The sequence below is a fragment of the Janibacter sp. GXQ6167 genome, from assembly GCF_041365945.1.
Classification (GTDB): Bacteria; Actinomycetota; Actinomycetes; order Actinomycetales; family Dermatophilaceae; genus JBGFSK01.
The window spans coordinates 378,849-404,338 of record NZ_JBGFSK010000001.1; the positions used below are offsets into that span (position 1 = coordinate 378,849).

The window sequence follows — 25,490 nt, forward strand, 5'->3', positions numbered from 1 at the left end:
TTCGCGATGAGCATCGATACCCCCATCCGCACCGAGTCCAGCAACACCGACGCCAGCGGGACGGCGGCCAGCCGCAAGCTCGACCCGGTGACCTTCGAGGTCTTGAAGAACGCCTTCGCCACCTCGGTCGACCTGATGAGCGAGCAGATCCTGCGGACCTGCTACTCCTTCGTCATCTACAGCCGCGACTTCTCCTCGGCCCTCTGCGACGCCCAAGGCAACACGGTGATGCAGGGCAGCCAGGACATCGCCGTGCACGTCGGCACCCTGCACTTCCAGTGCAAGGCCGTCCTCGAGCAGTTCGAGGGCGATATCCACCCCGGTGACGTCTTCGCCATCAACGACCCCTACCGGGGCGGCACCCACTTCAATGACGTCAGCTTCATCCGGCCGATCTTCGCCGAGGACGAGATCATCGGCTTCGCCCAAAACAAGGGCCACTGGGCCGACATCGGCGGCTCGGTGCCGGGCTCGTTCGATGTGACGGCCAAGGACCACTTCGGTGAAGGCCTGCGGATCCCGGCGATCAAGGTCTTCGACCGCGGCGTCTTCCGCTATGACGTCGGCGCGCTGCTCGTCGAAAACACCCGCTCGCCCGATGTGAGCCTCGGCGACCTCCACGCGCAGTCCGAGGCGACCAGCATGTGCGAGCGCGAGGTCCTGCGTCTCGTCGAGCGCTACGGCAAGGACACCGTGGTCGAGGCGATGCGCGAGGTCCAGGACTATGTCGAGCGGATCGTGCGCAAGCGCGTCGCCGAACTGCCCGACGGGACCTGGAAGACCACCGACTACCTCGACGCCGACCCGGGCAAGTCCGAAGGGCTCGTCCCGATCACCGTCGAGCTCACGATCAAGGGCGACCAGGTCCACTACGACCTCGACGGCTCGGCCGACGCGGTGGCCTCCTTTCTCAACTCGGCCTACGGGACGACCTTCTCGGCGATTTACGCCGGGACCAAGACCTTCTTCCCCGATATCCCGCTCAATTCCGGCTTCTACCGGGCCGTCGATGCCGATATCGGTCCGGAGGGCACGGTCGTCAATGCCGGCTGGCCGTATGCCGTCACCGGCTTCTGCTCGGGCCCCTACGAGAAGTTGATGAATGCCATCTTCGAGCTGTGGAGCCAGGTCGTCCCCGAGCGGGCGCTCGCGTGCTGCTTCAACCTCGAGTACCTGCTGGTCGGTGGCCGCGATGCGCGGACCGAGGCCGCCCCGTACTTCATGTGGTACGACTGGATGGCCGGCGGCTGGGGCGGTCGATCGACCAAGGACGGGTCCGGCGCCACGGCCCCCGTCTTCGGGGTGGGCCTTGCCGTCCAGCCCCTCGAAGGCCAGGAGCGTCTCAGCCCGGTCCTTACGACCCACCACTCGCTCGCGGTCGACTCCGGCGGGCCCGGCCGGTACCGCGGTGGTGTCGGCGTCGAGAAGGGGGGCCTGCTGACCGATGCCCGCTCGACCGTCATGTCCTACTGCTGCGACCGGGCGCGCTCGATCACCTGGGGCATCGACGGCGGCCTGCCGTCCATCCCGCACGGCGTCTGGCTCAACAAGGGCACCGAGCAGGAGCGCTTCCTCGGCAGTGTCTTTTCCAATGTCGAGGTCCAATCCGGCGACAGCTTCACTCGCCCCTCGGCCGGTGGCGGTGGCTACGGTGACCCGCTGGAGCGGGAGGTGGCCGCGGTCGTCGAGGACGTGATCGACGGGTACGTCTCGGTCGAGCGCGCAGCCAAGGACTATGGCGTCGTGATCGACGCCGTGAACCCTCGCCTCGACGAGTACTGCGTCGACGAGGCCGCGACCGAGGCGCTGCGCGCCGAGATCCGATCCCAGCGCGCGGGGTGGCTCACCGAAGACCCGGCCGAGATCGCCCGGCTCTACCGCGAGGGTGAGGTCGACATGCTCGATGCCATCCGCCGCTACGGCGTCATCGTCGACTGGGGGACCGGTGAGCTCCTGCCGGAGACCACCGCGGAGTACCGCAAGACGCTCCAGCGTCGTTCGGCGGCGCACTGGGGCTGATCGCCCTTCTCCGCATCAACGCGGGGGCAAGACTCCGTGCCGCACTCGACGTCGGCACGGGTGCACGAAGGACAACGCGCCGGGGGGCGCCGCCAGGGATCTACCTGGCGGCGCCCCCCGCCCGCGAATCGTGCAGCACACAAGAAGGACCGAGACGGTCGCGGGCAGGCGACCGCCTCGGCGGGCGGGAGGTATGTCGTCCCGCGAATCACTCACCGAAGAAACACCCTCCCTGAAATGGAGTCCACCATGCCTGTCGCACCAGATCAACAGCGCGCCGGCGCTACCCGAGACCTCTACGGGCCGAATGCCGACGACGGCACCGCCTTCGTCCCCGAACCCGACGACGACCGCCGCGTCGAACGCATCCCGCGCCTGTCCTTGATGATGGGCTGGTGGTCCCTCGTCTCGGCGATGTTCTACATCTACATCGCCGCACTTGTGGCGTCGGTCGTCGGGACCCGCCAGGCGGTCATCGGCCTCGTGGTGACGGTCGCCCTCTACGGCCTGATCAACCGGACCCTGTCCCGCTACGCGATCCGCACCGGCTTCACCGTCGAGCTGCTGAGTCGGGTGATCTTCGGCAAGGTGGGCTCGGCCTTAGCCATCCTCGTCTTCGCGGCGACCGCTTTGTATTACGGCGTCTTCGAGGGGTCGATCATCGCGGTGACGCTCGAGGCGTACACCCGAGACGCCCTCGGGTGGCCGATCGCCGTCTGGTACCTCATCGTGGTCGCGTATTCGACGCCACTGGTCTTCGGCGGCGTCCGCAACTGGCTCGACCGGCTGAACGGGGTCCTGCTCCCGCTCTACCTTCTGGGCCTCGTGGCCGCCGTGATCGTCGCCGCGGTGAAGGGCCGGCCCGAAGGGTGGACGGGCTTCGGCTCGGCTGAGGGGCTACCGATCAGCGCCGGTGGTCCCGGCTGGCTCTTCGCGGTCGGCGTCTACATGGGTGTCTGGATCCTCATGATGTACACCGTCGACTTCGCCCGGCTCGGCCGCCGCGAGGACGCCGGCTTCCACGGCACCGTGACCTTCGGGTGGGTCTTTTACACCCTGGCCTTCCTCGTCAACGGCGTCATCGGCATCTTCCTCTCGCACGCGCTGCGTGACTATGTGGGTGCCGCGGTGACCGAAGGGGGAGTCGCGGTCGCCCTGACCCAGGTGATGGGCATCTTCGCGGTGATCCTCGTGTGGATCAGCCAAACCCGAATCAACACGGCGAACTACTACCTCGCCTCGGTCAACCTGGAGTCCTTCGGGACGAGCGTGCTGCGGATCCGCGCGCCACGTGTCGTGTGGGTGCTCGTCGGCAGCGCGATCATGTACCTGCTGATGCTGACCAACGTCTTCTCCTACCTGCTGAAGGCGCTCTCCTGGCAGGGCGTGCTCGTCACCTCCTGGGTCGCGATCGCGCTCGTGCACATCGCGATGGATCGCCGTGACGGCGTCGACCCCGACGGGCTCGAGGTGCGGATGGACCGGATCAAGGCGGTGTCGCTACCCGGCATCATCGCCTCTGTGGTCTCGGCTGTGTTGGGACTCGCGATCATCGAGATCGCACCACCGTGGGCGACCACCTGGGGCCCGATTGTCACTGCGGTGACCGCGGCTGCCCTCTACGCCGGGTTGCGCCTAGCGAGCGGCGTACCGCACTCGGCGAAGGCGGACTCGCCGCTCGACCAGAAGGTCGCCTAGACCTGCAGGTCATCGTCAAGGACCCTGCTACCGGACTGCGCCCGGTAGCAGGGTCCTTGATCCTCGGATCGCTCTAGTGGGCCGGAGCCGGCGCGGTCGGCTGGTCCTCGGCCGGGACGCCCTGGCGCAGTTCGACGTCCGGCAGGCGGGTGAGGACGAGGAACCCGACCACCATCACGGCCGCACCGAGCAAGAAGACGAGGTCCATCGCGTCGGAGAAGCCCTGCTGGAAGGGCACCGCGAGCCGTGGGTCGAGCGTGGTGAGGAAGGAACTGTCCTGCAGCACACCGGTGCCGGATGCCCCCTTCGCCAGCTGCTCGGCGACCTGCGCGTTGGCGGGGTCGGCGAGTGCGGCCTGGAAGTCGGGGGTCTTTGCGGCGCTTTGCATCGCCGAGCTGATCTTGTCCGGGAGGGTGGAGAAAAGCACCGAGAGGAAGACGGCGGTCCCAATCGTTCCGCCGATCTGGCGGGAGAAGGTCGCCGTCGACGTCGCGACGCCGATCTGGGAGCGGGAGACGGCGTTTTGGACGGCGAGGGTGAGCGGCTGGAAGTTAAAGCCCAACCCGATGCCGAAGAAGACCATCACGATCATCGTCTGCCACAGGGGGGTATCCCATGAGACGAAGTGGAAGACGAACAGGGCGAGCATCAGCATGGCGCCACCGATAATCGGGAAGACCCGGTACCGGCCCGTGCGAGAGATGATCTGCCCCGAGAGAATCGACCCGGTCATGATGCCGAGGGTCATCGGGAGCATCTGCAGGCCAGCCTCGGTGGGGCTCGCCCCCTTCACGATCTGCAGGTAGAGCGGCAGCGAGGCCAGTCCGCCGAACATCGCGACACCGATCAGCATGCCCCCGGCCGAGGCCACCCCAACGGTCCTATTGAGGAACATCCGAAGGGGGAGCAGGGCCTCATCGCCCATCCGCCACTCCTGCGCATGGAACGCGGCGAGGCCGATGACACCGATGACATAGCAAATGATGGCGCCGGTCGAGCCCCAACCCCATTCGCGGCCTTGCTCGGCGACGAGGAGAAGGGGGACCAGGCCGATCGAGAGCAGCACGGCGCCGAGCCAGTCGATGCGGTGGTTCAGGCGGTGGTGCTTCAGGTGCAGGGTCTTGGTGACGACGATCAAGGCGATCAAGGCGATCGGGACGTTGACGAGGAAGACCCAGCGCCATCCGGTGATGCCAAGGATCGTGTCCTGGCCAGCGAGGAAGCCGCCGATGACCGGGCCGAAGACGCTGGAGGTGCCGAAGACGGCGAGGAAGTAGCCCTGGTAGCGGGCGCGCTCACGCGGCGGGACGATATCGCCGATGATCGCGAGCGCCAGCGACATCAGGCCACCGGCCCCAAGACCTTGGATGGCGCGGAAGGCGGCGAGCTCCATCATCGAGGTCGAAATCGTGCAGAGCACGGAGCCCACGATGAAGATGCTGATCGCGGTGATGAAGAAGGGCTTGCGTCCGTAAATGTCGGAGAGCTTGCCGTAGAGCGGGGTCACGATCGTGCTCGTGATCAGGTAGGCAGTCGTCGCCCAGGCCTGGTTCTGCAGGCCTTGGAGGTCGTCGGCGATGGTGCGGATCGAGGTGGAGACGATCGTCTGGTCGAGCGCGGCGAGGAACATGCCGAGCATCAGGCCGATCATGATCGTCACGATCTGGCGGTGCGTGAGGCGCACCGATGGGGTCGCGGGAGCCGTGGCGGTCATCGGTCTTTCCTTAGGGCGGTTTCGAGGGTGTCGGTGAAGCGGTCGAGGTAGGTCGCGAGGGTGCGCAGATCCTCATCTGGCCAGTCGGCAAGGACGTGGGCGAACCAGCCGTCGCGGCGCTGCGCGATCGTCGCGACGAGTTCTCCCCCTTCGCCGGTCAGACCCACGACTTGGGCTCGCCCGTCCAGTGGGTCCGGGAGTTTTTCAACGAGGCCATGCCGGTCGAGGTGGGTGACCTGGCGGCTCGTGGTGGACGCATCGGAGAGCGTGCGCTCGGCGAGGTCCCCGATCCGCAGCGGCCCCTCCCGCAATGCGAAGAGGACCGGATAGTGGCTGGGCTCGACGGCCGGGTGAATCCGGGGGGCGAGCTGGCGCATGGCCTGCATCGCTTTCATCGTCCGGATCACGCTCACGACGAGCGGCGCGGTGGCATGACGGGGTTCGGGCACGACGGGTATCTCACCATATATGCATGCATCATGCAACTACTTTTGTGAGGAGTAGCCCCATCCGGCCGGCCCCCGCCCCCGAACCCGCCTCCCCCTTCCTGACTTTGCTTAAGCACGTCCTCGTTGCTCACCCTCCAGGCTGAGCAACGAGGACGTGCTTAAGCAAAGACGGCAGAAGGGGGGGCATTGGCGGGGGGAAGGGGTGGTCGATGCGGGTGTGAGCCCGGTCGCTCCTTACAGTTGAGGGCATGCCGCAGTCCCAGCTCGAGTCGCACGACCGCACGCCCTTCGCCATCCTCGTCGGGTCCGGTCTGGCGGCGGTCGCCATCTGCGTGGCGATCGGCGGCGCGGCGGCCCCCTTCGCGGTGAGCGACCCGGGCGCCGCGGTGCGCTGGGGTCTGCCGATCGTCCAACTGATCCATGATGTCGCGGTCGCCGTCACGATCGGGCTGCTCCTCGTCGGCGCCTTCATCGTCCCCGAGACCGGTCGTACCCACCGCCGCGTCACGCTCGCGCGCCTCGCCGGCGGCTGGGCCGCAGTGTGGGGCGTCGCCGGGCTCGCCGGGGTCGTCTTGGAGTTCGCAGCCCTCTCCGGGATGTCCCTGACGACCCCAGGCCTGCTGACCCAACTGCAGAGCTTCATCTGGCAGCTCGACGTGACCCGGATCGGCCTGCTCTCCGCGCTCGGTGCCTTCGTGATCGCCGGATTCGCCGGTTTCGTCGTGCGCCGCAAGGAGGGGCTGGCGTGGCTCGTTTTCGGGGCCTGGCTCGCGCTCGCGCCGCTGGCCCTCACCGGCCACTCGGCCGCGACCGAGGACCACATGGGCGGCGTCAACGCGCTCGCCATGCACCTTCTCGGCGCGACGACGTGGATCGGTGGTCTGGTCGCGCTGATCGTCATGCGCTCCTCGCTCGGGAACCACCTCGCGATCAGCGTCCGGCGCTACTCCACCGTCGCAATCTGGTGTTACGGCTTCGTCCTCGGCTCCGGGCTGCTTGCCACCTACATCAACCTCGGCTCGATCTCGGCCCTCGCGTCTCCGTACGGCCTGCTCCTCGGGATCAAAACGGTCGCGATCATCGCTCTTGGTGTCGCTGGCTGGTGGCACCGCCGCACGATCATCGCCGCGCTGGAGAAGGGGGCGTCGTCGGCAGCCGCCTTCACCCGGCTCGCGCTCGGCGAAATCTTCATCATGGGCGTCGCCCTCGGTGCGGCTGTGGCCGTTGCGCGCACCCCGTCGCCCGGCGAACTCTCCGAACCAATCTCCACCCCCGTCTACGCCCTGACCGGTTACCCCGACCCCGGGCCGCCCTCCCGCGCCAGTTGGCTCACGTCCTGGCAGCCGGACTACCTGTGGATCACTGTCTCGGCCGTCGCGATCGGGATCTACCTGATGTGGGCCGTGCGCCTTCACCGCCGCGGCGATGCCTGGCCCGTCCTGCGGACGCTCTCCTGGGTGATCGGCTGGCTCATCTTTGTCTACGCGACCTCGGGCGCACCGGGCGTCTACGGCAAGGTCCTCTTCTCCTGGCACATGATCGAGCACATGGGGGTCGCGATGATCGCCCCGCTCTTCCTCGTGCCAGGAGCGCCGATCACCCTGGCCCTTCGGGCGCTGCCGTCTCGCACCGACAAGACGATGGGTCCGCGCGAGCTCATCTTGAAGGTGGTCCACTCGAAGTACCTCAGGGTCTTCGCCAACCCGGTCATCGCCGCGGCGATGTTCTTCTTCTCGATGGCGATCTTCTACTACTCGCCGCTCTTCGAGTTGGCGCTGCGGACCCACACCGGTCACGTGCTGATGATGATCCACTTCCTGATGAGCGGGTACATCTTCGTCTGGGTCCTCATCGGCACCGACCCTGGCCCGAAAAAGTGGCCGCCGTTGGCGCTCCTCGTCGTGCTCTTTACGACGATCTCTTTCCACGCCTTCTTCGGCGTCATCCTCACCGAATCGAATTCGCTGCTCGCACCGGACTTCTTCAACAACCTCGGCCTGGCCTGGATGGACGACCCGCTGCGCGATCAGCATGTCGGCGGGGCCATCGCCTGGGGGTTGGGAGAGGTACCCACGCTCGTCCTCGCGATCGCCGTCGCCTGGCAGTGGATGCGCAGCGATGACAAAGAGACTCGCCGCAAGGACCGGCGCGCAGAGCGCGATGGTGACGCCGATCTCGAGGCGTACAACCGGGCGCTCGCGGCCCTCGCCGACCGGGACGCTCGCCAGCGATAGCGCCCATCCGGGCGTGCCGGCCGCAAGCCGGTGCGCGGTTAACCCCCCTTCCGCTCGCGCCCTTCACTACCGTGAGATGCGACCTGCGGCCGGGCCCCTGCCGGCCGCGTGAGATCGAAGGAGAAGGCACGACATGTACATCGGATTGGGCATCTTCTTGATCGTGATCGGCGCGATCATGTCTTTCGCTATTCAGGACGCGATCGCCGGGGTCAACCTGGTCATGATCGGCTACATCTGCATCGCCGGTGGCGTCCTTGCCATCGTGTTGTCGCTGCTGATGGGCGCCGGTCGCCGCGGTGACCGCGAGCCTCCCGTTCGCTGATTGATCCAGTGAGGGCGGGGCGGTTGCCCCGCCCTCACTGGATGGTGCGAAAGGGCGGCGGCGTAGGGTTCTGCGCACGTGCCGCGGTGGATCTGACGAGGGCTCTCGCCTGGTCTAAGGCCCCGATCCTGGCTGACGAAGGAGCAAGACGTGCTGTCCGACCCTCCCGCCCATGAGCCGCGTTTTGGCGACGTGAAGCGTGGCGCTCTGAAGACCCGGCTGGCGGGTCTGCAACGGCGATGTGAAGAGGCCGGGATCCCGGTGCTCGTGCAAATCGATGGGTGGGAGAGTTCCGGGAAGGGGTATGTCCTCACGCACCTGCTCCGGGACCTCGACCCCCGAGCGACCTCGGTGCACGTCTTCGAGGAGATCAACGAAGAGGATCGCCGATACCCGCCGTCGTGGCGCTACTGGCGCGCGATCCCGGCCGATGGCGAGATCGCCGTCTTCGACCGCAGCGTTTACACCGCGTTGATGAACCGACTGGATCTCGACGAGACCGACGACGAGGCGCGGCTCGCCGCCTTCGCGGCCACCGAACGGGCCCTCACCGACGCCGGGATGGTCGTCGTGAAGGTCTTCCTCGACATCGAGCGCGCCGAGCAAGCGCGACGGATCAAGGAGTACTCCTCCGACGAGCGGGAGGTCTTGATCGGCAAGCGCGACCGCTGGCAAAACAAGCGCTACAAGGCGCTCTCCAAGCGCTTCTCGGACGTGCTCTCTCGCTCCAACTTCCCCTTCGCGCCCTGGCACATCATCGATGCCGATGACCGCAAACAGGCCTCGATCGAGGTCCTCGGGGTCACCTGTGAGGCCATCGAGGCGGCGCTGGCCGCTCGCCAAACGATGGCACCGGCCCCTCCGGAGCGGGCCTACGGCGTGCCCCCTTCGATCGTTGAGCAGGTCGACCTCACCCGTGCCCTCAGCGACGACGACTATGACGACGTCCTCGGAGATCTGCAGCGTGAGGCAGGAGCTCTCGCGTACCGGCTCGCCGACGCGCAGATCGCGACCGTGTTGGTCTTCGAAGGGATGGACGCCGCCGGGAAGGGAGGCGCGATTCGCCGCCTGGTCAAGCGGATCGACCCACGGCTCCTGTCACTCAATCCGACGGCCGCGCCATCGGACATGGCCAAGGAGCACCACTACCTCTGGCGCTTCTACAACAACCTGCCCGCCCGCGGCCAGATCGCGGTCTTCGACCGGTCCTGGTACGGCCGGGTGATGGTCGAGCGGGTCGAGGGTTTCGCCGAGGTCGCCGAGTGGGACCGCTCGTACGGCGAGATCAACGCGATGGAGAAGGAGTTCACCGATGACGGTGGGCTGCTATTGAAGTTTTTCCTCTACATCGACCCGGACGAGCAACTGGCCCGCTTCGAGGCGCGCGAGCGCGACAAGCCGTGGAAGCTCACCGAGGAGGACTGGCGCAACCGAGAGAAGTGGGACGAGTACGTCGAGGCCGTCGACGAGATGCTCGGGCGGACCAGTCCCGCCAACGCGCCGTGGACGGTCGTCGCGGGTAATGACAAGCAGTACGCCCGCGTCGAGGTGCTGCGCACCTTCATCGCCGCCGCCTCGGAGGCTCTCGATGCCCGGGAATCGGGCGACGAGGACTAAGCCGGGAGCGGGGCTTCACCTCGCGCGACGACTGCCGCGCCGTCGCCCTTCCTAGGTCTCGTCGCTTTCGTGGCGCTGACCATCCTTGGTCGGCACCTCGCGCCCCTGCGGGGTCTCATGAGCGGTGTCCTCCTGGGAGGCGACGTACTGGCCCTCTTCGTAGTCGTACTCGATGGGGTTCCCGTGCTCGTCGCGGCGCTGGTACCAATCGGTCACCTCGGCGCATTCGGAGTCGTAGTCCGCCCCGACGCCTTGACCCTCTTCGGCGCTCGTGACCGTCAGGACGAAGTCATCGCCGTGACGGCGCACCCCTTCTCGCACCGCCTGATCCATGGCCGAGCGCGCGTAGCGGGTACGGATGGCGGCCGGGTCGTTCCGCAGATCCTTGGTGAAGGCGACCATCATCACGACCATCGCGACGGCGAAGGGCAGGGCGGAGACGATGATCAGGTTCTGCATCCCCTCGAGCGCCGACTGACCACCAATCAGCAGCATGACGACGGCGATCGCCGAGAGGAAGAGCCCGAGCATGATCACGACGGGGTTCGACGGCGTGGACCGGCCCCGCTGGGCGAGGCTTCCCATCACGACCGACGCGGAGTCGGCGCTCGTCACGAAGAAGACAGTCAGCATGAAGACCACGACGAAGGGGGTGATCGCCGAGAGCGGAAGCGCGTCGAGCAGGACGAAGAGGGAGTCCTGGGCGTTCGGGGCGCTCGCTACGTCGGCTTGACCCTGCTCCTGCATCCACATTGAGGTGCCGCCGTAGATCGCGAACGAGATCAGGCAGACAAGCGACGGCACGAGTACGACGACGCAGACGAACTGGCGCAGGGTCCGACCGCGCGAGATCTTGGCGATGAAGATCCCGACGAAGGGGGACCACGACACCCACCACGCCCAGTAGAAGGTCGTCCAGCCCTTCAGGAACGCGGCCTCGGCCTCTCCTTGGCTTGCCGAGTACGACATCAGGGCGAACATCTCCTGGAAGTACCCGGTGATGACGCTCGGGATGATGTTGATGAGGAACAGCGTCGGGCCGGCGATGAAGACGAAGAAGGCCATGATGAGCGCCAAGGTCATGTTGGTGTTCGACAGGTAGCGGATCCCCTTCGCCACGCCGCTCACGGCCGAGACGATGAACACGACGGTGAGCACCACGACGATCGCGATGAGAAGCGTGTTGCTCACCGTGTCGAGCCCGCCGACGATCTGCACGCCCCGACCGATCTGGAGGGCCCCGATCCCCAGGGAAGCGGCGGTGCCGAAGAGGGTGGCGATGATCGCGAAGATGTCGATCAATCGGCCGCGGGCGCCGCGGACCCCTTCGCGCCCGATGAGGGGCTCGAAAATCGAGCTCATCAGGATCGTGCGGCCTCGCCGGTAGGCGCCGTAGGCCACGGTCGCGCCGACGAGGGCATACATCGCCCAGGCCTGCGGGCCCCAGTGGAAGATCGTCTGGACCAGCGAGCGGTGCATCGCCGCGCGCGTCTCGGGGTCGACCGTGCCCGGCGGCGGCTCGAGGTAGTGCTGCATCGGCTCGTACGGCCCGAAGAAGAGCAGCCCGATCCCCATTCCGGCCGCGAAGAGCATCGCGACCCACGAGAAGGTGGAGAACTCCGGCTTCTCGCCATCGAGGCCGAGCGGGATGCGGCCATACCGACTGAACCCGATCGCGAGCATGTAGAAGAGGACGACCGAGGCCAGCAGGCTAAAGAACCATCCGAAGTAGGTGGTGACGAAGTTCAGGGCAGCCTCGGAAGCGCTCGAGAGGCCCTCGGTGTCGATGAAACCCCACGCCACAAACGAGACGATCGTCGCCGCGACGACTCCGATGACGACCCGGTCGGTGCGGTAGTCGTAGCGCTGATCGTCGACCGAGACCCCGGGCACGAGTGCGGGGTGCACTCCGTGCGGGTACACCCCAGCTTGGCCGGCTTCGCGCAGGAGGCGCTTGGCCCGGGCGACCCCTGCTCCGCCAGCGGGTGCCGCCGTGGGGCCAGAGGGATCGGTCGGGCGCGGATCGTTAGCGGGATGGTCCATGGTGCCCAAGGTAATCCGCAATGCCCCTGACCTGCGCCTTCAGAGCGGAGGCGCGGCCGTCACGATTCGATCACCGTCGGGCGGACGGTGTGGCGTGCGTCGCAGGAACGGTCGCCAGGCGCGGTTATTGCTGGGGCGCTTGGCGATAACCGGGGCGGCGCGAAGCGAAGGGGGCCGCCCGCCGAGACGGCGCGCGACCCCCTTCGCGGGTGAAAACCAGCGGATCAGAAAGCCGACTCCGGGACCTCCATCAGGGCGTTGTCGGTCGCCTCGGCGATCGCCCGCTCCGCCGCGAGGCGCGGGAGCACCTGGGTGGCGAAGAAGGAGGCCGCGGCCACCTTGCCAGTGTAGAAGTCCTTCTCCTTGCCCTCGGCGCCCGCGGCGAGCGCCGCGACGGCGACCTCGGCCTGGCGCAGGAGCAGCCAGCCGACGACGAGGTCACCGGCGGCGAGGAGGAAGCGGGTGGTGTTCTGGCCGACCTTGTACAAGTTGGAGGCGTCGCCACCGTCCTGGCGCGGGTCGGACTTCATCAGGTTGCCGACCATGGCACCGAGGGTGCCCTGGACGTCTTCGAGCGCCTTGCCGAGGAGCGCGCGCTCCTTCTTCAAAGCGCCATCTTGCGCGTCGACATCCTGCGCGAACGCCTGGATCTGCATGGCGATGTTGCCGAGGGCCTGGGCCTTGTCGCGGATGATCTTGCGGAAGAAGAAGTCCATGCCCTGGATCGCCGTGGTGCCCTCGTAGAGGGTGTCGATCTTGGCGTCGCGGACGTACTGCTCCAGCGGGTACTCCTGGAGGAAGCCGGAGCCGCCGAAGGTCTGCAGCGACTCGGTCCCAAGGAGCACCCAGGCGCGCTCGGAACCGAGGCCCTTGACGATCGGCAGGAGCAGATCGTTGACCCGGTTGGCCATCTCGGCCTCGGAGCCCTCTTCGATGGGCGCAGCAGCGTTGCCGCCCTGGGCCATCGCGATGACGTCCTGCTGGACCGCGGTGTAGATGACGAGCGCGCGCAGGCCCTCGGCGTAGGCCTTTTGCAGCATGAGCGAGCGGCGCACGTCCGGGTGGTTCGTGATCGTGACGCGCGGGGCGTCCTTGTCGGTCATCTGGGTGAGGTCGGCGCCCTGGACGCGCTCCTTGGCGTACTCGAGCGCGTTCAGGTACCCAGTCGACAGGGTCGCGATCGCCTTGGTGCCGACGAACATCCGGGCGTTTTCGATGACCTTGAACATCTGGGCGATGCCGTCGTGGACGTCGCCAAGGAGCGTGCCGACGGCCGGCTCCTTCTCCCCGAAGGTGACCTCGCAGGTCGTCGAGACCTTCAGGCCCATCTTGTGCTCGACGTTGGTGACGTAGGCGCCGTTGCGCTCGCCGAGCTCACCGGTCTCGAGGTCGACGTGGTACTTCGGCACGATGAAGAGGGAGAGGCCCTTGGTGCCGGGACCCGCGCCTTCGGGGCGAGCGAGGACGAAGTGGACGATGTTGTCGGTCATGTCCGACTCGGCGGAGGTGATGAAGCGCTTGACCCCGGTGATGTTCCAGGTGCCGTCGCCGTTGTCCTGAGCCTTGGTCCGGCCCGCACCGACATCCGAGCCGGCGTCCGGCTCGGTGAGCACCATCGTGCAGTGCCAGCCCTTGTCGGCGATGTGCTGCGCGAGCTTCTTCTGCTCGTCGTTGCCGAGGTAGTAGAGGAGATTCGCGAAGGCGTAGCCAGCAGCGAACATGTGGATGGCCGGGTTGGCCCCACAGACCAGTTCGGCGAGGCTCCAGCGGACCGACGGGGGAACGATCATGCCGCCGAGCTCGACGGGGGTGTCGAGGCTGCCCCAGCCGCCATCGATGTAGGCCTTGTAGGACTTCTTGAAGGACTCGGGCATCGCGACCGAGTAGGTCGCAGGGTCGTAGACCGGGGGGTTGCGGTCGGAATCGAGCAGGCTCTCGGCGAGCTCGTTTTCGGCCAGGCGAGCCACCTCGCCCAGCACGTCCTTGGCCGCATCGGCGTCGAAATCTTCGTACAGTCCGGTGCCCAGCACCTCCTGGCGATTGAAGACCTCGAAGAGGTTGAACTCGATGTCGCGCAGGTTGCTCTTGTAGTGACCCATCGTTGGGTGTCTCCTGGCCGTGCTTGAGGGATTGGTCTTCGGTTGGTGAACGGGCTTGTGCCACAGGACAATCCCACGACTAAGCAAGCGCTCACTGACCGCTCCCCACAGCATGTGACGCGCGACCCCCCTTCCGCAAGACGGGATGGGGTCAAGTGGCCAAACACACGTGCCCATGCGGCTGGCCCAGGGCGGGGCCAATAATGGGCCGGTGAGTCAACCCAACACCACTCCGGTGCTGCGCGCGATCCGCGCCCGCGACCCGCACGAGAGCGGCCGCGTCGCCACCACCCTTGAGCTCTTCTTTGACCTCACCTTCGTCGTCGCGATCGCGGCCGTCGGAGTCCAGTTGCATCACGGCCTTGCCGAAGGTCACCTCGGGGATGCGCTCGGGTTCGCCATGACCTTCACCGTCATCTGGTGGGCGTGGATGAACTACTCCTGGTACGCCTCCGCCTACGACAACGATGACGTCGTCTTCCGCTTGCTCACCTTCGTGATCATGGTCGGCGTCCTGGTGATGGCCGCCGGAATCCCCGACATGTTTGACGACAGCCAGAGCGTCATTGCGGTCGCGGGCTACGTGATCATGCGTGTCGGCATGGTTGGGCTGTGGCTTCGGGCGGCGAAGGGGGATCCGCAGCGGCGGGCCACCTGCCTCACCTATGCCACGGGGATCTCGGTCCTTCAGGTCCTGTGGATCGCACGCCTTTGGATCCACGATGAGGCCTGGTTCGGCCCCACCTTCGTGATTCTCATGGGTCTAGAACTCCTCGTGCCCGTCCTCGCCGAGCGGCGCGGGAGGACCCCCTTCCACCCGCACCACATGGCCGAGCGGTACGCCTTGCTCACCATCATCGTCCTCGGCGAGCAGGTCCTGTCGGTCACCGGCGCCGTGCAGGGGGCGATCGGTGCGGGCGCCGAGGGAGCGGGATGGACGAGCGACCTCGCCTGCCTCATCGGCGGCGGTCTGCTTATCGTCTTCTCGGTGTGGTGGTGGTACTTCCGGTGGGATCACGGGGATTTGATGAGCCAGCCAACGAAGCAGTGGGTGCTCGGCTACGGCCACCTGCTGATCTTCGGTGCGCTTGCGGCAGTGGGGTCGGCCATCGCGGCTGGCGTTGACGTCACCCAGGGGCAGGGGCACGGCACGCCGCGGCTCGTGTCGATGGCCCTGGCCATCTATCTCGCCGTCTTTACCCTCACCCTGGCCGTCCTGCGCCACCCACTCGAAGGGAACCGGCGCACCTTCATCCTGTCGGTCCTGCTGAGCGTGCTCTACTTCGTCGCCGCGTACTTCGCGTCATCGGTCGGCATCGCGGCCCTCGTGATCGGCCTGCTCCTGGCCGCCGGCGTCGCCTTCCACGTGATCACCGAGCAGCCGGATCGGGCGGTCGACGCGGACTCGCCGGCGTAGCCGCGACATCAGCAGCTCCGGCGGCCACCGAGGTCGTCGCGAGAGCTGATCCAGTCGGCGATCGCGTTGAGGTCGCTGACACCGCCGTCAAAGCTGCCGCTCGCCGGAGCCGAGGCGATCGCGATCGCGATCTGGCCCCCCTTCGGCGAGCGGATCACGCCCATCTGCCGCACGAGATACCGGCCGTCGGGCCCGGGACCCCACCCGCCTTTGAAGCCCACCACCCCGGGGATTCGCCCGAGCCCCCACCGCTGGTCCGGGGAGATCTGCCCCATAAGGGAGATGACGGGCGCGGCGTCCTGCTGGCAGGCAACCCCTGCCATGAAGCGGGCCTGCGAGGTGAGGGACCAGTTCGTCTGGCCGAAGGGGGTGAAGCCTGCCCTCGTCACGGTGGTCTGGACCGTCGTCGCCGTGTCGCCAGCGCGGGCGAGGACCTGTTGGGATTTCGCGCCGGCCTGCTGGGGCGATCCCAACTGACGCCAGAGGCCCATCGCGGCGGTGTTGTCGCTGCGGGTGATCGCCGCCCGCATCTGGTCGTTGGTCGACCCGTTCTGGCGGAGCACCGCGATCGCCACGGGGACCTTCATCGTCGACCACGCCGGGCCGCTGCTCCACGACCCCGCCGTGTGGATGTTGCCCCGGCCACCGAGGTCGGTCCACGCGATCCCGATTTGCCCGCCGCGAGAGGCGGCGAGCTCGGCGAAGGAGGAGGCCGGTTTACCGCCCTTCGTCGGGACGGCCTTAGGCGTGGTCTGCGGGTCCGACGACGTGGTGGGCGGCTTAGATCTCGCGGTCTTCGAGGCGCGCTTCGTCGCCGTTGCGCTCGTGGACTTCGTCGCGGGCTTGGTCGAGGTGCTGCTCGGTGAGGTGTGCGGTGCGGACGCGGTGCCGCGCGGGCTGCTCGCTGTCTCCTCGGGCAAGGTCGGGATGCCGCAGGCGGTCGTGAGCGCGATCAGGCAAATGAGGAGGGCGCTGAGCGTGAGGCGGCGAGTCACCTGAGGTAGACAACGGCATTATTGCCGCCCTTGCAAACGGTGGTGACGCCCCCGGTGCAGCTCATCGTGTACCACTGGTTGGTGATCGGGCTGTACGCCGAGACAGTGCGGTTACCGCCCCCTTCGCTCAAGTACGCGTCGGCAACGTTCTGCGCGAAGGAGCAACTGGTCGAGCCATTGACCGAGATGGTCGACGAGCACTCGGTGCTTCCGGCCGGCGCGCGTTGAGCGGTGGACGAGGGCGTGGTGGTCGACGGCGATGGCGCAGGGGACTGGGCCACCGTTGGGACTGGCGTCGCGGCGCTCTGCTCCTGCGACGCCGAGGCGGCGCCTTCCGCCCGGGCCTTGTCGAGGTCATCTTGCGAGACGCCGATGCAGCCAGTGAGCATCACCACCGAGGCCGTCGCAGTGAGGGCAATCGCGGTGAGGCGCAGGCGTCGCATGAGACCACCATCTCTCGCTTCGCTACTGCTCGGGAGTCCACAGATCTGTTGACCCGCCCCTAGTTGGCAGGGCAGGGCCGGACCTGGTTCGCTGGCGGCTAGGGCGAAGGGAGCAACCGGTGGCCTATTGCGGTTCTTGCGGCGCCCTCGCTGAGGGCGCCTTCTGCGGGATGTGCGGAGCCCGCCAGGGTGCGCCGAGCGCGGTCGATCTGGGTGGTCGTGCGGCGGAATCACCCGCGGCCAGCGACTGGGACGTCTCGGCCACCCAGACGATGGAGGCGCAGCCGGCAGCGCCGCCTCGGCGGGACTGGACTGGCGACGACCCATCGCACGCCACGACGATCAGGACGGATCCGAGCGCCAGCGAAGTAGGTGTCACCCCTCCGGCTGCGACCCCGGTCAGTCCCCATAGCGGGACCTCCTCAGCGGTGCGCACGGCCGCGGGCCTTAGTAGTTGGTTCGTTCTCCTCCCCGCTTTCGCCCTCACCAGCTTGATGTTCGATCTCATCGTGCTGGGTGCCCTGCTCGTGGCGGTGATCGGCTTTGCCGGGGTCGCCTGGCTCGTACGGTCTCGGCCGGTCCTCGCCGTCGTCGGCATCCTCTTGGCGGCGGTGTCGTCAGTGGCGCTCTTTTACGGATCGCAATCCGCCGAGTGGCTCTCGGCCTACGGCCTGGGTGGCGAGGCCGGGGACGTCGACCCGATGGCGGTCGGGCTGCCGGTGGGCGCGGGCCTGATGGTGCTGTCGTGGATCGTCGTGCGCGGCGCTTCACCGCTGACGGCGGTAGCGGTCGTTCCGGCCGCCGTCTTCGGGGCGCTCCCGCGCCTCATGAGCGGTCCCGGGTACGGCGCCTACACGGTGAGCGGAATGCTCGGGTGGGTCCTCGGCATCACGGCCGTCGCCGTCGTCTTGGCGATCGCCGTCGAAGTATGGGTCGCCGTACGCGCTCGGTCGCGAGACGAGGCCGACTCTGGCGACTGGTGGACGGGCGAGCCACCGGTCGAAGAGGTGGGCTAGCGCTCGCCCACTGCCCAGGTCGACTGGCCCGCCGCGACTGATCCCCGAACGGTCCCCGGTGGGGGAGCCCAGTTCCGCCCTTCGGGCCGCTGTTGGGCGCGGCGGTCGGGACGGTCAGGCGGGCTGGGAAAATGCCACTGGACGCGGATAGATCCGCGTCCAGTGGCATTTTCCGCGTCCGGGGCGCGGGCCGCCCCTTCGCGATCAGTTGTGGACGACGACCGGGGTGCCGATCGGGGCGAAGTCATAGACCCATTTCGCGACCGAGATCGGCAAGTTGATGCAGCCATGTGAGGCCGCGTAACCCCAAGTGCTGCGCCAGTAGGCGCCGTGGAGCGCCTCGCCGCCGTTGTAGAACGAGGACCATGGGACGTCCGGCGTCTCGTAGTCGGAGCCGTCGGCATTGCTCCCGCGCATCGTCATCTTCGGGTTCTTCATGAAGATCCGGAAGGTGCCGATATCGCTTGGCGTCGCTGGGGCGCCGTGGACCATCGCGATCGGCCCGTACACCCGCTTCCCCCCGACATAAGCCGACATCGTGTGCGCCGAGAGGTTGACGTCGATCCACTTCTCGCCGTCGACCGCAGGGTAGGCAAGTTTTTCGGCCCCGGGGGCGAGTTTGCGTTCGGTCCACTTCGCGGGGGTGGCCTTGACCTGGGCCGTCACCGCGCTCGCGTGGTCCGCGCCCAGGTCCTCAGCGATGTCTTTGGCGAGGGCATCGGCGTTGGTGACGCTGACCCCGTCCCGGGCTTCGGTGACCACCTTCAACACCTTGCCGGTGGACGTGACATCACGGGCCCCATCGATCGGTGAGACATTGGCCGAGGTGGTCACCCACGTCGCGATCTTGGTCTGGTCGAAGCGCGGCGACAGCGTCTGATCGAGGCTGATCCACGACGCCTTCTGCTCCGTGGTCGCGGTGAAGGTCCGCGTCCCCTCGGTCACCGTGACCGGCTGGGCGACGATGGCGTTGGCGCGGTCCGCAGCCGCCTTCGCGTCGGCCGTCGAGATCTTGGGCTTGGCTGTCGTGATGCGCACGGTGGCGGAGCCCGAGGTGAGGCTCGACGCTGCGGCATCGGCGGCCTGGTCGACCGGGCTCGGGTCGGCGGCTCGACCGGTGGTCGCGGGCTTCACCCGGAAGGTTTGCTTGTCCTTCGCGAGCACGACCGTCGCGTCCTTAGCGACGGCCACGTCCTCTTGCACCAGCCCGGAGACGAAGGTGCTGAGGGCCTGCTCATCCTGCGTCGCCACGGTGGTGATGGTGCGATCGTTGAAGGGGGCGCGCGCGTAGGAGCCGAGGTCGTGGCTGCTCAGGACCTGATCGACGGTGGCGTCAATGTCGATCGTATATCCGACATCGGCGAGGCTGGCCTTCTTCGACCCGGTCGGGCCCTTGACCTCGATGGTCGTCTCGGCGGCGCGCTCGCGGATGGCCTCAGCTACCTCGGCCCGGGTCAGACCGCTGACGTCGAGATCGCCGACGTAGGTCCGCGGGAGCGCCCGGTCCTGGTAGTGCGACGCATAGGCGCCGGCCCCAGCGCCGAGCGCGAGGGGGATGGCCAGAGCGGTCGCTACCAGGACCTTGGTGCGCGTCTTCATCGTGGTGCGAGTCCTCCCTGCAACAACGCAGCGCGCCCGCCGGGGCAGGACGCGCCGCAAATCCGCCTTCAGTATGCACGCGCTGCGGGCGAACGCCTCGGACCGTTACCCAATCGAAGGGGCGACGATTCCCCCTTCGACCCCTTGGTTCGATGTATTGCGCCGCCGCTAGTGACGGCGCAATACATCGAATCCGCAGGTGAGGGGGCCTCTGCCCGCCCGCCTACGGGCGCTTGGCGTCCTCGGCAGGGTCCGGTCCGTCCGCTTCGTACATGTGCGGCGTGTCCAAGATGAGGTTGGTCCCGCCGGCTTCGTCGCGCAGGTGGCGCGGGGCGATGAAGCGCGCGAGGTGGTAGAAGGCGATGACCACGATCGTGCCGAAGGCGATGCCGCCGATCTCGAGGTCGCCGAGGTGCAAGGAGATGTTGCCGATCCCGATGATCAGGCCCGCGCCGACCGGGACCAGGTTGATCGGGTTGCCGAAGTCGACCTGGTTTTCCTTCCAGATCTTCGCCCCGAGCAGACCGATCATGCCGTAGAGGACGACGGTGATCCCGCCGAGCACGCCACCGGGGGTGGCGGAGATGATCGCGCCGATCTTCGGGGAGAAGCCGAAGCCGATCGCGACGAGGGCCGCGACCACGTAGGCGGCGGTCGAGTACACGCGCGTGGCGGCCATGACACCGATGTTCTCGGCGTAGGTCGTGGTGGGGCCGGCGCCGACTCCGGTGGCAAGCATCGAGCCGAGACCGTCGGCGGCGATCGCGCGGCCCATCATCGGGTCGAGGTTGTCGCCGGTCATCTCGGCAACCGCCTTGACGTGCCCGGCGTTTTCGGCGATGAGCGCGATGACGACGGGCACGGCGACGATGATCGCGGCGGCGTTGAAGGTCGGCAGGTGCCATCCCACGATTCCCGCGGCGGCGTCGCTGGCTGGGGGCAGGCCGAACCAGGACGCCTCATGCACCGCCGCCCAGTCCACCCGGAAGTGGGTCGTGACCTCGCCAGCAGCCGGGCTGAAGGAGGTGATCTGACCGATCGTCTTGTCGAGGATGAAGGAGAGGACGTAGCCAATAATCAGCGCGAGGAAGATGGCGATCCGGCTGATGAAGCCGCGCACACCGACATTGAGCAGGACCACGACGAGCATGACCGCCAGAGCGACCCATTGATCCTGCGGCCAATACACGTTGGCGACCACGGGCGCGAGGTTGAAGCCGATCAGCATGACCACGGCGCCGGTCACGGCGGGCGGAAGGACCGCGTGGATCACTCCGGCTCCCGCCAAATGGATCACCACACCGGAGAGGGCCAGGGTGACGCCGGTGACGAAGAGGGCGCCGGTCAGGTCCGAGGCCGTCCCACCCATCCCATAGATCGCGGTCGCAACACCGACGAAGGACGCGGACGACCCGAGGTAACTCGGGACCTGGCCTTTGACGACCGCGAGGAAGAGCAGCGTCGCGACACCGCTCATCATGATCGCGAGCTGGGGGTTGAGGCCCATCAGCACCGGGAAGACGAAGGTCGCCCCGAACATCGCGACGACGTGTTGCGCCCCGAGGCCGGCGGTCCGGCCCCAACTCAATCGCTCGCCGGGGCGGACGACCTCTCCGGGTTTGAGCGAGCCGTCGCCGTGCAGCGTCCACAGGGCCATGCGAGTGTGCCTTTCATCCATAGGGAAGGGAGTCGCGCCTGATGGATGCGCCCGACGAGGAAGCCTAAACCTCAGAGCCAGTCGCGGCGACGGAAGATCAGGTAGAGCGCGCTCGAGGACAGCACGATCGCGATGACGCTCATCCACACGCCGATGGGCTTGCCGAAGCCGAGGTAGGGCACGTTTTGCCCGAACCACCCGGTGATCGCCGTCGGGACGGCGATGATGGCCGCCCACCCGGCGAGTTGCTTCATCACGACATTGAGGCGGCGGTCCTGGAGCGAGAGGTTGGTCTCGAAGACGGTGGTCACCATGTCGCGCAGCGATTCGGTCCACTCCGCCGCGCGCAGGACGTGGTCGTAGAGGTCGTCGTACCAGGCATCGAGCTCGATATCCCCGGTGGTGCGGTGGCGAAGCAGCGCGTTCACCACTTCGCGCATCGGCAGCACGACCCGGCGGAGCCGCACCAAGTCTTTGCGGATGCCATAGAGATCGCGGACCAGCGTGTGCCCCGGGGTGTCGTCGAAGAGGGCGTCTTCGATCCCTTCGATGGCGTCATCGAGTTGCTGGATGGTCGCGAAGTGGCCGTCGACCAGGGCATCGAGCAGGCCGTAGAGGAGGGCGCCGACGCCGTGTTCGAGGAGTTCGGGGTCGCTATCCCAGCGCTCGATCACGCCGTCGATGGGGAAGTCTGCGGGCCGGACCGTCACCAGCGCGGTCGGGGTGACGAAGCCCGAGATGCGGCGCATCCGCAACCGCCCGTGGGTGACATCGCCATCGAGCGCAGGCCCGCCGAGGTCGGTCGCGTAGGCGACGAAGGCGATGCCGTCCGGGTGGCGAGAGACCTTGGGGCGTTCGAGGGGCGCGAGGGCATCTTCGATGCTGGCGCTGCTCATCCCGATCTCGTGACCCAGATGCGCCAAGGTGGCGGGATCGGGATCGGCGAGATCCACCCAGACGACGCAATCGGGATCGCGGACGCGCGCGTCGAGATCGGCTTGGGAGAGGTCGACTTCCTCCACTCGGCCATGGCGCCAGACGCGGCTACGGACCGGAGCGCTCACCTGCTCACCATACGACGGATACGCCACACTGGTGACGGCAGCGGTTACGGATCGCGAAGGGCGAATCGCTCGCCCGGATGGACGCGATGGTGAGGGGAGGTGCCGGAGTGCGGACCCTTGCGACGATCGCGATGAGCGCGCTCTTGGTGGCCGGCTGCGGGTCGACAGAGCCCGCCGCTGCGCCCAGCGGCGACCCCGGGCCGTGGACGACCCTGGTGGCGCGCGCCGCTCCCGAGGTGCCCAAACACGTCGAGGCGCTTGGTGGGTGCGACGAGATCGCGACCGAGGACGACCTGCTCCGATGCGCCATCGCGGTCGGTGACATCGATGAGGCGACGACGCGAGTGGATCAGGACCTAGCGGCGCTCGGCGCTCCACCGGACGAGATCAAGGACCGGGTGACGCGGACCCGTGAGGCGCTGCAGGAAGTGCTCTCGGCGGGCGATGAGGAGTGCTTCAACGGTGCGTCCAAGGTGGTGGAGGCACATCAGTGCCGCGGGATGATCACCGAACTTCGGACATCGCTGAAGGATCTCGAGAGCGCGTACGCGACCTGGCCGACGACTCCCTGACGGGCGAGCCCCCTTCGTCCCGTTCGATGTATGAGGCGGTCACCGGCGGCGGTGAGATCCATCGAATCGAAGGGGGAAGAAATCAGGCCCGGTCGCGATAGACCGGGCCTGACCTGCGGAAACGAGCGTTGGAGCCGGTGACGGGAATCGAACCCGCGTGTCCAGCTTGGGAAGCTGGCGCTCTACCATTGAGCTACACCGGCAAGCCTCGGTCGGTCGTGGACCAAGGGACAGCCGAGATCCTAACCCAGCCCGCGCTCATCGCGGCAACCGGCCCCGCCGAAGCAGGGACCACCAAGGGCTCCCAGGCCTTCACCCCCTTCGGTAGGTTGGCGCTCGTGCTGCTCTCCGACCGTGACATTCGTGCCGAGATCGACGCCGGGCGGGTCGTGCTCGATCCGTGGGACCCCGGGATGGTCCAGCCGAGCAGCGTCGACGTGCGGATGGACAAGTACTTCCGCCTCTTCGACAACCACAAGTACCCGGTGATCGACCCGTCCGCTGACCAGCCGGACCTCACCCGCTTGGTCGAGGTCGACCCGGCCGAGGGCTTCGTCCTGCACCCCGGCGAGTTCGTCCTCGGCTCGACCCTGGAGGCGGTGACCCTGCCCGATGATCTCGCCGCGCGGGTCGAGGGAAAGTCGAGTCTCGGGCGGCTCGGGCTGCTGACCCACGCGACGGCCGGCTTCGTCGACCCGGGATTCTCGGGGCACGTCACGCTCGAGCTCAGCAATGTCGCGACCCTGCCGATCATGCTCTGGCCAGGGATGAAAATTGGCCAGCTCTGCTTCATTCGCCTCACGAGCCCGGCCGAGAACCCGTATGGCAGTGCGGTCTACGGCTCGCACTACCAGGGTCAGCGCGGCCCGACCGCGAGCCGCTCGCACGAGCGCTTCAACAAGGTCGAGCTCTAAGGGCGTCTCCCTTCGGCTGGGGTGCGAAGGGTGCGGTGCGCGGCACCTCCTGCATCCCGCTCACCCAGGTGGGGTGGGAAGGGTGCGGTGCGCTGCACCTTCTGCATCCCAGGCCGATCGGCGCCGCGAGGTTACGCGGCGGTAGGGTCGGCGCTCATGGAGACCCGCGTGCACGCCTTCGTCGATGACGCGCTCGGGCGCGATGACGCCACGGGCGTCGCCGAGCGCATCCGCTCCGGTGAGATCAGCGCCGCCGAAGCCATCGAGGCCGCGATCGCTCGAATCGAGCGGGTCGAACCCCAGCTTGGGGCGGTTCAGCGCGATGACTTCGAGCGGGCCCGCGCGGCGTCGAAGCGGCGCGAAGGGGGAGCGCTGGCCGGCGTCTTCGGGGGAGTGCCGGCGGCGCTTAAGGACAATCTGACGACCCGAGGCCGAGGCATGACCCTCGGGTCGGACGCCGTGAGCGATCACCCGCGCTCGATCGACGGGGATTACGCCAAACAGCTCTACGCGACCGGCATGATCCCCGTCGCGACGAGCACCATGCCCCCCTTCGGCTGGACCGCCTCGACCGAACGCCCCGGAGATCGGGTGACCCGCAATCCCTGGGACCTGGAGCGCTCCGCGGGCGGTTCATCCGGGGGTTCGGCCGCCCTGGTCGCGGCGGGGGCGGTGCCGATCGCGCACGGCAACGACGGGGGTGGCTCGATCCGGATCCCGGCCGCCGCCTGCGGACTCGTTGGCCTGAAGCCCACCCGTGGGCGTCACCTCGGCGACCCGCGGACCGATGGTCTACCCGTCGCGATCGTCTCCGGCGGCGTCCTCACCCGATCGGTGCGCGACACCGCGGCCCTGCACGCCGCCCTGGAGGAGACCTACCGCAACCCCAAACTTCAGCCCATCGGCGAGGTGAAGGGAGCAGGCGCGCGCCGGCTCCGCGTCGGGGTCGTGATCGATAGTCCGCTCGGACCGCCGTCGGATGGACCGACGCGCGCTGCGCTCGAGGCGTCGGCCGACCTGTTGGACTCGCTCGGGCACCAGGTCGAGCCGCACGACTCGCCGACGCCGCGGTCGTTTAAGACCGACTTCGAGGATTACTGGGCCTTCCTCGCCTTCATGGTCCATCGGACCGGGCCGAAGCGGATGGGGGAGGGCTTTGACGCCTCGCGTCTCGATCCGCTCACCCTTGGCCTCTCGGCTCAGGCGGCTCGCCGCCTGCACCGGATGCCACTGGCGATCGCCCGGCTCCGCGCGAGCGGGCGCGCTTATGAGCGCTCTCTCGGGGCTCTCGACGTGGTGATGAGCCCCGTCGTCGCACACACCACCCCGCAGATCGGGTACCTCGGCGCCGATCTGCCGTACGAAACTCACCTCGAGCGGCTGCGCGCCTACGCCTGCTTCACCCCGCTGCACAACGCCGCAGGCGCGCCAGCGATCTCGCTTCCGCTCGGTGAGAGTCCCGAGGGGATGCCGATTGGCGTCATGTTCGCCGCGCGTCGTGGTGCGGAGCGGATCCTGCTCGAACTGGCCTACGAACTCGAAGCGGCCGCCCCCTTCGCCCGGATTGACCCATAGCGTCAGCCCCGTTTCCGCACCCCAAAGGGGGAGGCATCGA

19 protein-coding genes and 1 tRNA gene are annotated in these 25,490 nt (G+C 67.6%); 10 read left to right on the forward strand and 10 right to left on the reverse strand.

The features are described 5' to 3' along the window. The first annotated feature begins 6 nt into the window (after nt 1-6). Nucleotides 7-2,019, forward strand: coding sequence for a hydantoinase B/oxoprolinase family protein (locus AB8K43_RS01725; RefSeq protein WP_370890727.1), 2,013 nt, complete (start codon nt 7-9; stop codon nt 2,017-2,019). Between the two features lie 249 nt (nt 2,020-2,268). Further along, a complete protein-coding gene (locus AB8K43_RS01730; protein ID WP_370890729.1) occupies nt 2,269-3,717 on the forward strand; it encodes a cytosine permease in 1,449 nt (482 codons plus the stop codon). A 73-nt stretch (nt 3,718-3,790) separates the two neighbouring features. On the opposite strand, the gene AB8K43_RS01735 is transcribed toward AB8K43_RS01730, so the two are convergent. Then, nucleotides 3,791-5,431 (reverse strand): MDR family MFS transporter, encoded by a 1,641-nt coding sequence (locus tag AB8K43_RS01735; protein WP_370890731.1) that lies wholly within the window; start codon nt 5,429-5,431, stop codon nt 3,791-3,793. After that, nucleotides 5,428-5,880, reverse strand: coding sequence for a MarR family winged helix-turn-helix transcriptional regulator (locus tag AB8K43_RS01740; RefSeq protein ID WP_370890733.1), 453 nt, complete (start codon nt 5,878-5,880; stop codon nt 5,428-5,430). The genes AB8K43_RS01735 and AB8K43_RS01740 overlap by 4 nt, the downstream gene beginning before the upstream one ends. Nucleotides 5,881-6,128: 248 nt before the next feature. Between AB8K43_RS01740 and AB8K43_RS01745 the strand changes: the two genes are divergently transcribed. From AB8K43_RS01745 to AB8K43_RS01755, 3 genes are all read left to right on the forward strand, one after another. Further along, nucleotides 6,129-8,114, forward strand: a complete 1,986-nt coding sequence (locus AB8K43_RS01745; RefSeq protein WP_370890735.1) for a cytochrome c oxidase assembly protein — start codon at nt 6,129-6,131, stop codon at nt 8,112-8,114. A 133-nt stretch (nt 8,115-8,247) separates the two neighbouring features. Next, nucleotides 8,248-8,439: a DUF6458 family protein gene (locus AB8K43_RS01750; protein WP_370890737.1), complete on the forward strand. Its 192-nt coding sequence runs from the start codon at nt 8,248-8,250 to the stop codon at nt 8,437-8,439. A gap of 150 nt (nt 8,440-8,589) precedes the next feature. Next, on the forward strand, nt 8,590-10,056 hold the full coding sequence (locus tag AB8K43_RS01755; protein ID WP_370890739.1) for a hypothetical protein: 1,467 nt from the start codon (nt 8,590-8,592) through the stop codon (nt 10,054-10,056). A gap of 51 nt (nt 10,057-10,107) precedes the next feature. Here the strand turns inward: AB8K43_RS01755 and AB8K43_RS01760 are convergent, their stop codons facing one another. Then, nucleotides 10,108-12,099: a BCCT family transporter gene (locus AB8K43_RS01760; protein WP_370890741.1), complete on the reverse strand. Its 1,992-nt coding sequence runs from the start codon at nt 12,097-12,099 to the stop codon at nt 10,108-10,110. Nucleotides 12,100-12,323: 224 nt separating this feature from the next. Next, a complete protein-coding gene (locus AB8K43_RS01765; RefSeq protein ID WP_370890742.1) occupies nt 12,324-14,198 on the reverse strand; it encodes an acyl-CoA dehydrogenase in 1,875 nt (624 codons plus the stop codon). Between the two features lie 211 nt (nt 14,199-14,409). On the opposite strand from AB8K43_RS01765, the gene AB8K43_RS01770 reads away from it, so the two are divergent. Beyond that, nucleotides 14,410-15,615, forward strand: coding sequence for a low temperature requirement protein A (locus AB8K43_RS01770; RefSeq protein WP_370890743.1), 1,206 nt, complete (start codon nt 14,410-14,412; stop codon nt 15,613-15,615). Nucleotides 15,616-15,623: 8 nt separating this feature from the next. Here AB8K43_RS01770 and AB8K43_RS01775 read toward each other — a convergent pair whose 3' ends face one another. Next, on the reverse strand, nt 15,624-16,610 hold the full coding sequence (locus tag AB8K43_RS01775) for a hypothetical protein (protein WP_370890744.1): 987 nt from the start codon (nt 16,608-16,610) through the stop codon (nt 15,624-15,626). Next, on the reverse strand, nt 16,607-17,053 hold the full coding sequence (locus AB8K43_RS01780) for a hypothetical protein (protein WP_370890745.1): 447 nt from the start codon (nt 17,051-17,053) through the stop codon (nt 16,607-16,609). Before AB8K43_RS01780 ends, AB8K43_RS01775 begins: the two co-directional genes overlap by 4 nt. A gap of 494 nt (nt 17,054-17,547) precedes the next feature. Between AB8K43_RS01780 and AB8K43_RS01785 the strand changes: the two genes are divergently transcribed. Then, a complete protein-coding gene (locus tag AB8K43_RS01785; RefSeq protein ID WP_370890746.1) occupies nt 17,548-18,069 on the forward strand; it encodes a hypothetical protein in 522 nt (173 codons plus the stop codon). Nucleotides 18,070-18,273: 204 nt separating this feature from the next. Here AB8K43_RS01785 and AB8K43_RS01790 read toward each other — a convergent pair whose 3' ends face one another. The 3 genes from AB8K43_RS01790 to AB8K43_RS01800 all read right to left on the reverse strand — a co-directional run bounded on the left by AB8K43_RS01790 (nt 18,274) and on the right by AB8K43_RS01800 (nt 22,389). After that, a complete protein-coding gene (locus AB8K43_RS01790) occupies nt 18,274-19,668 on the reverse strand; it encodes a L,D-transpeptidase family protein (RefSeq protein WP_370890747.1) in 1,395 nt (464 codons plus the stop codon). A 223-nt stretch (nt 19,669-19,891) separates the two neighbouring features. Beyond that, on the reverse strand, nt 19,892-21,325 hold the full coding sequence (locus AB8K43_RS01795; protein ID WP_370890749.1) for a uracil-xanthine permease family protein: 1,434 nt from the start codon (nt 21,323-21,325) through the stop codon (nt 19,892-19,894). A 71-nt stretch (nt 21,326-21,396) separates the two neighbouring features. Further along, nucleotides 21,397-22,389, reverse strand: coding sequence for a magnesium transporter CorA family protein (locus AB8K43_RS01800; RefSeq protein WP_370890751.1), 993 nt, complete (start codon nt 22,387-22,389; stop codon nt 21,397-21,399). Nucleotides 22,390-22,496: 107 nt separating this feature from the next. On the opposite strand from AB8K43_RS01800, the gene AB8K43_RS01805 reads away from it, so the two are divergent. Beyond that, a complete protein-coding gene (locus AB8K43_RS01805; protein WP_370890753.1) occupies nt 22,497-22,961 on the forward strand; it encodes a hypothetical protein in 465 nt (154 codons plus the stop codon). Between the two features lie 129 nt (nt 22,962-23,090). Here the strand turns inward: AB8K43_RS01805 and AB8K43_RS01810 are convergent. Then, nucleotides 23,091-23,164 (reverse strand) — tRNA-Gly (locus tag AB8K43_RS01810). 135 nt (nt 23,165-23,299) lie between these two features. Between AB8K43_RS01810 and dcd the strand changes: the two genes are divergently transcribed. Next, nucleotides 23,300-23,875: a dCTP deaminase gene (gene dcd, locus AB8K43_RS01815; protein WP_370891188.1), complete on the forward strand. Its 576-nt coding sequence runs from the start codon at nt 23,300-23,302 to the stop codon at nt 23,873-23,875. Between the two features lie 156 nt (nt 23,876-24,031). Then, nucleotides 24,032-25,450, forward strand: a complete 1,419-nt coding sequence (locus AB8K43_RS01820) for an amidase (RefSeq protein ID WP_370890754.1) — start codon at nt 24,032-24,034, stop codon at nt 25,448-25,450. Nucleotides 25,451-25,490 lie beyond the last annotated feature (40 nt).

Bases quoted from the DNA above. Each gene is read 5' to 3' on its own strand.
- AB8K43_RS01760 (WP_370890741.1), bottom strand. From the start codon at position 12,099: ATGGACCATCCCGCTAACGATCCGCGCCCGACCGATCCCTCTGGCCCC.
- AB8K43_RS01790 (WP_370890747.1), bottom strand. From the start codon at position 19,668: ATGAAGACGCGCACCAAGGTCCTGGTAGCGACCGCTCTGGCCATCCCC.
- AB8K43_RS01785 (WP_370890746.1), top strand. From the start codon at position 17,548: ATGTTCGATCTCATCGTGCTGGGTGCCCTGCTCGTGGCGGTGATCGGC.
- AB8K43_RS01795 (WP_370890749.1), bottom strand. From the start codon at position 21,325: ATGGCCCTGTGGACGCTGCACGGCGACGGCTCGCTCAAACCCGGAGAG.
- AB8K43_RS01750 (WP_370890737.1), top strand. From the start codon at position 8,248: ATGTACATCGGATTGGGCATCTTCTTGATCGTGATCGGCGCGATCATG.
- AB8K43_RS01765 (WP_370890742.1), bottom strand. From the start codon at position 14,198: ATGGGTCACTACAAGAGCAACCTGCGCGACATCGAGTTCAACCTCTTC.
- AB8K43_RS01735 (WP_370890731.1), bottom strand. From the start codon at position 5,431: ATGACCGCCACGGCTCCCGCGACCCCATCGGTGCGCCTCACGCACCGC.
- AB8K43_RS01745 (WP_370890735.1), top strand. From the start codon at position 6,129: ATGCCGCAGTCCCAGCTCGAGTCGCACGACCGCACGCCCTTCGCCATC.
- AB8K43_RS01820 (WP_370890754.1), top strand. From the start codon at position 24,032: ATGGAGACCCGCGTGCACGCCTTCGTCGATGACGCGCTCGGGCGCGAT.
- AB8K43_RS01725 (WP_370890727.1), top strand. From the start codon at position 7: ATGAGCATCGATACCCCCATCCGCACCGAGTCCAGCAACACCGACGCC.
- AB8K43_RS01730 (WP_370890729.1), top strand. From the start codon at position 2,269: ATGCCTGTCGCACCAGATCAACAGCGCGCCGGCGCTACCCGAGACCTC.
- AB8K43_RS01780 (WP_370890745.1), bottom strand. From the start codon at position 17,053: ATGCGACGCCTGCGCCTCACCGCGATTGCCCTCACTGCGACGGCCTCG.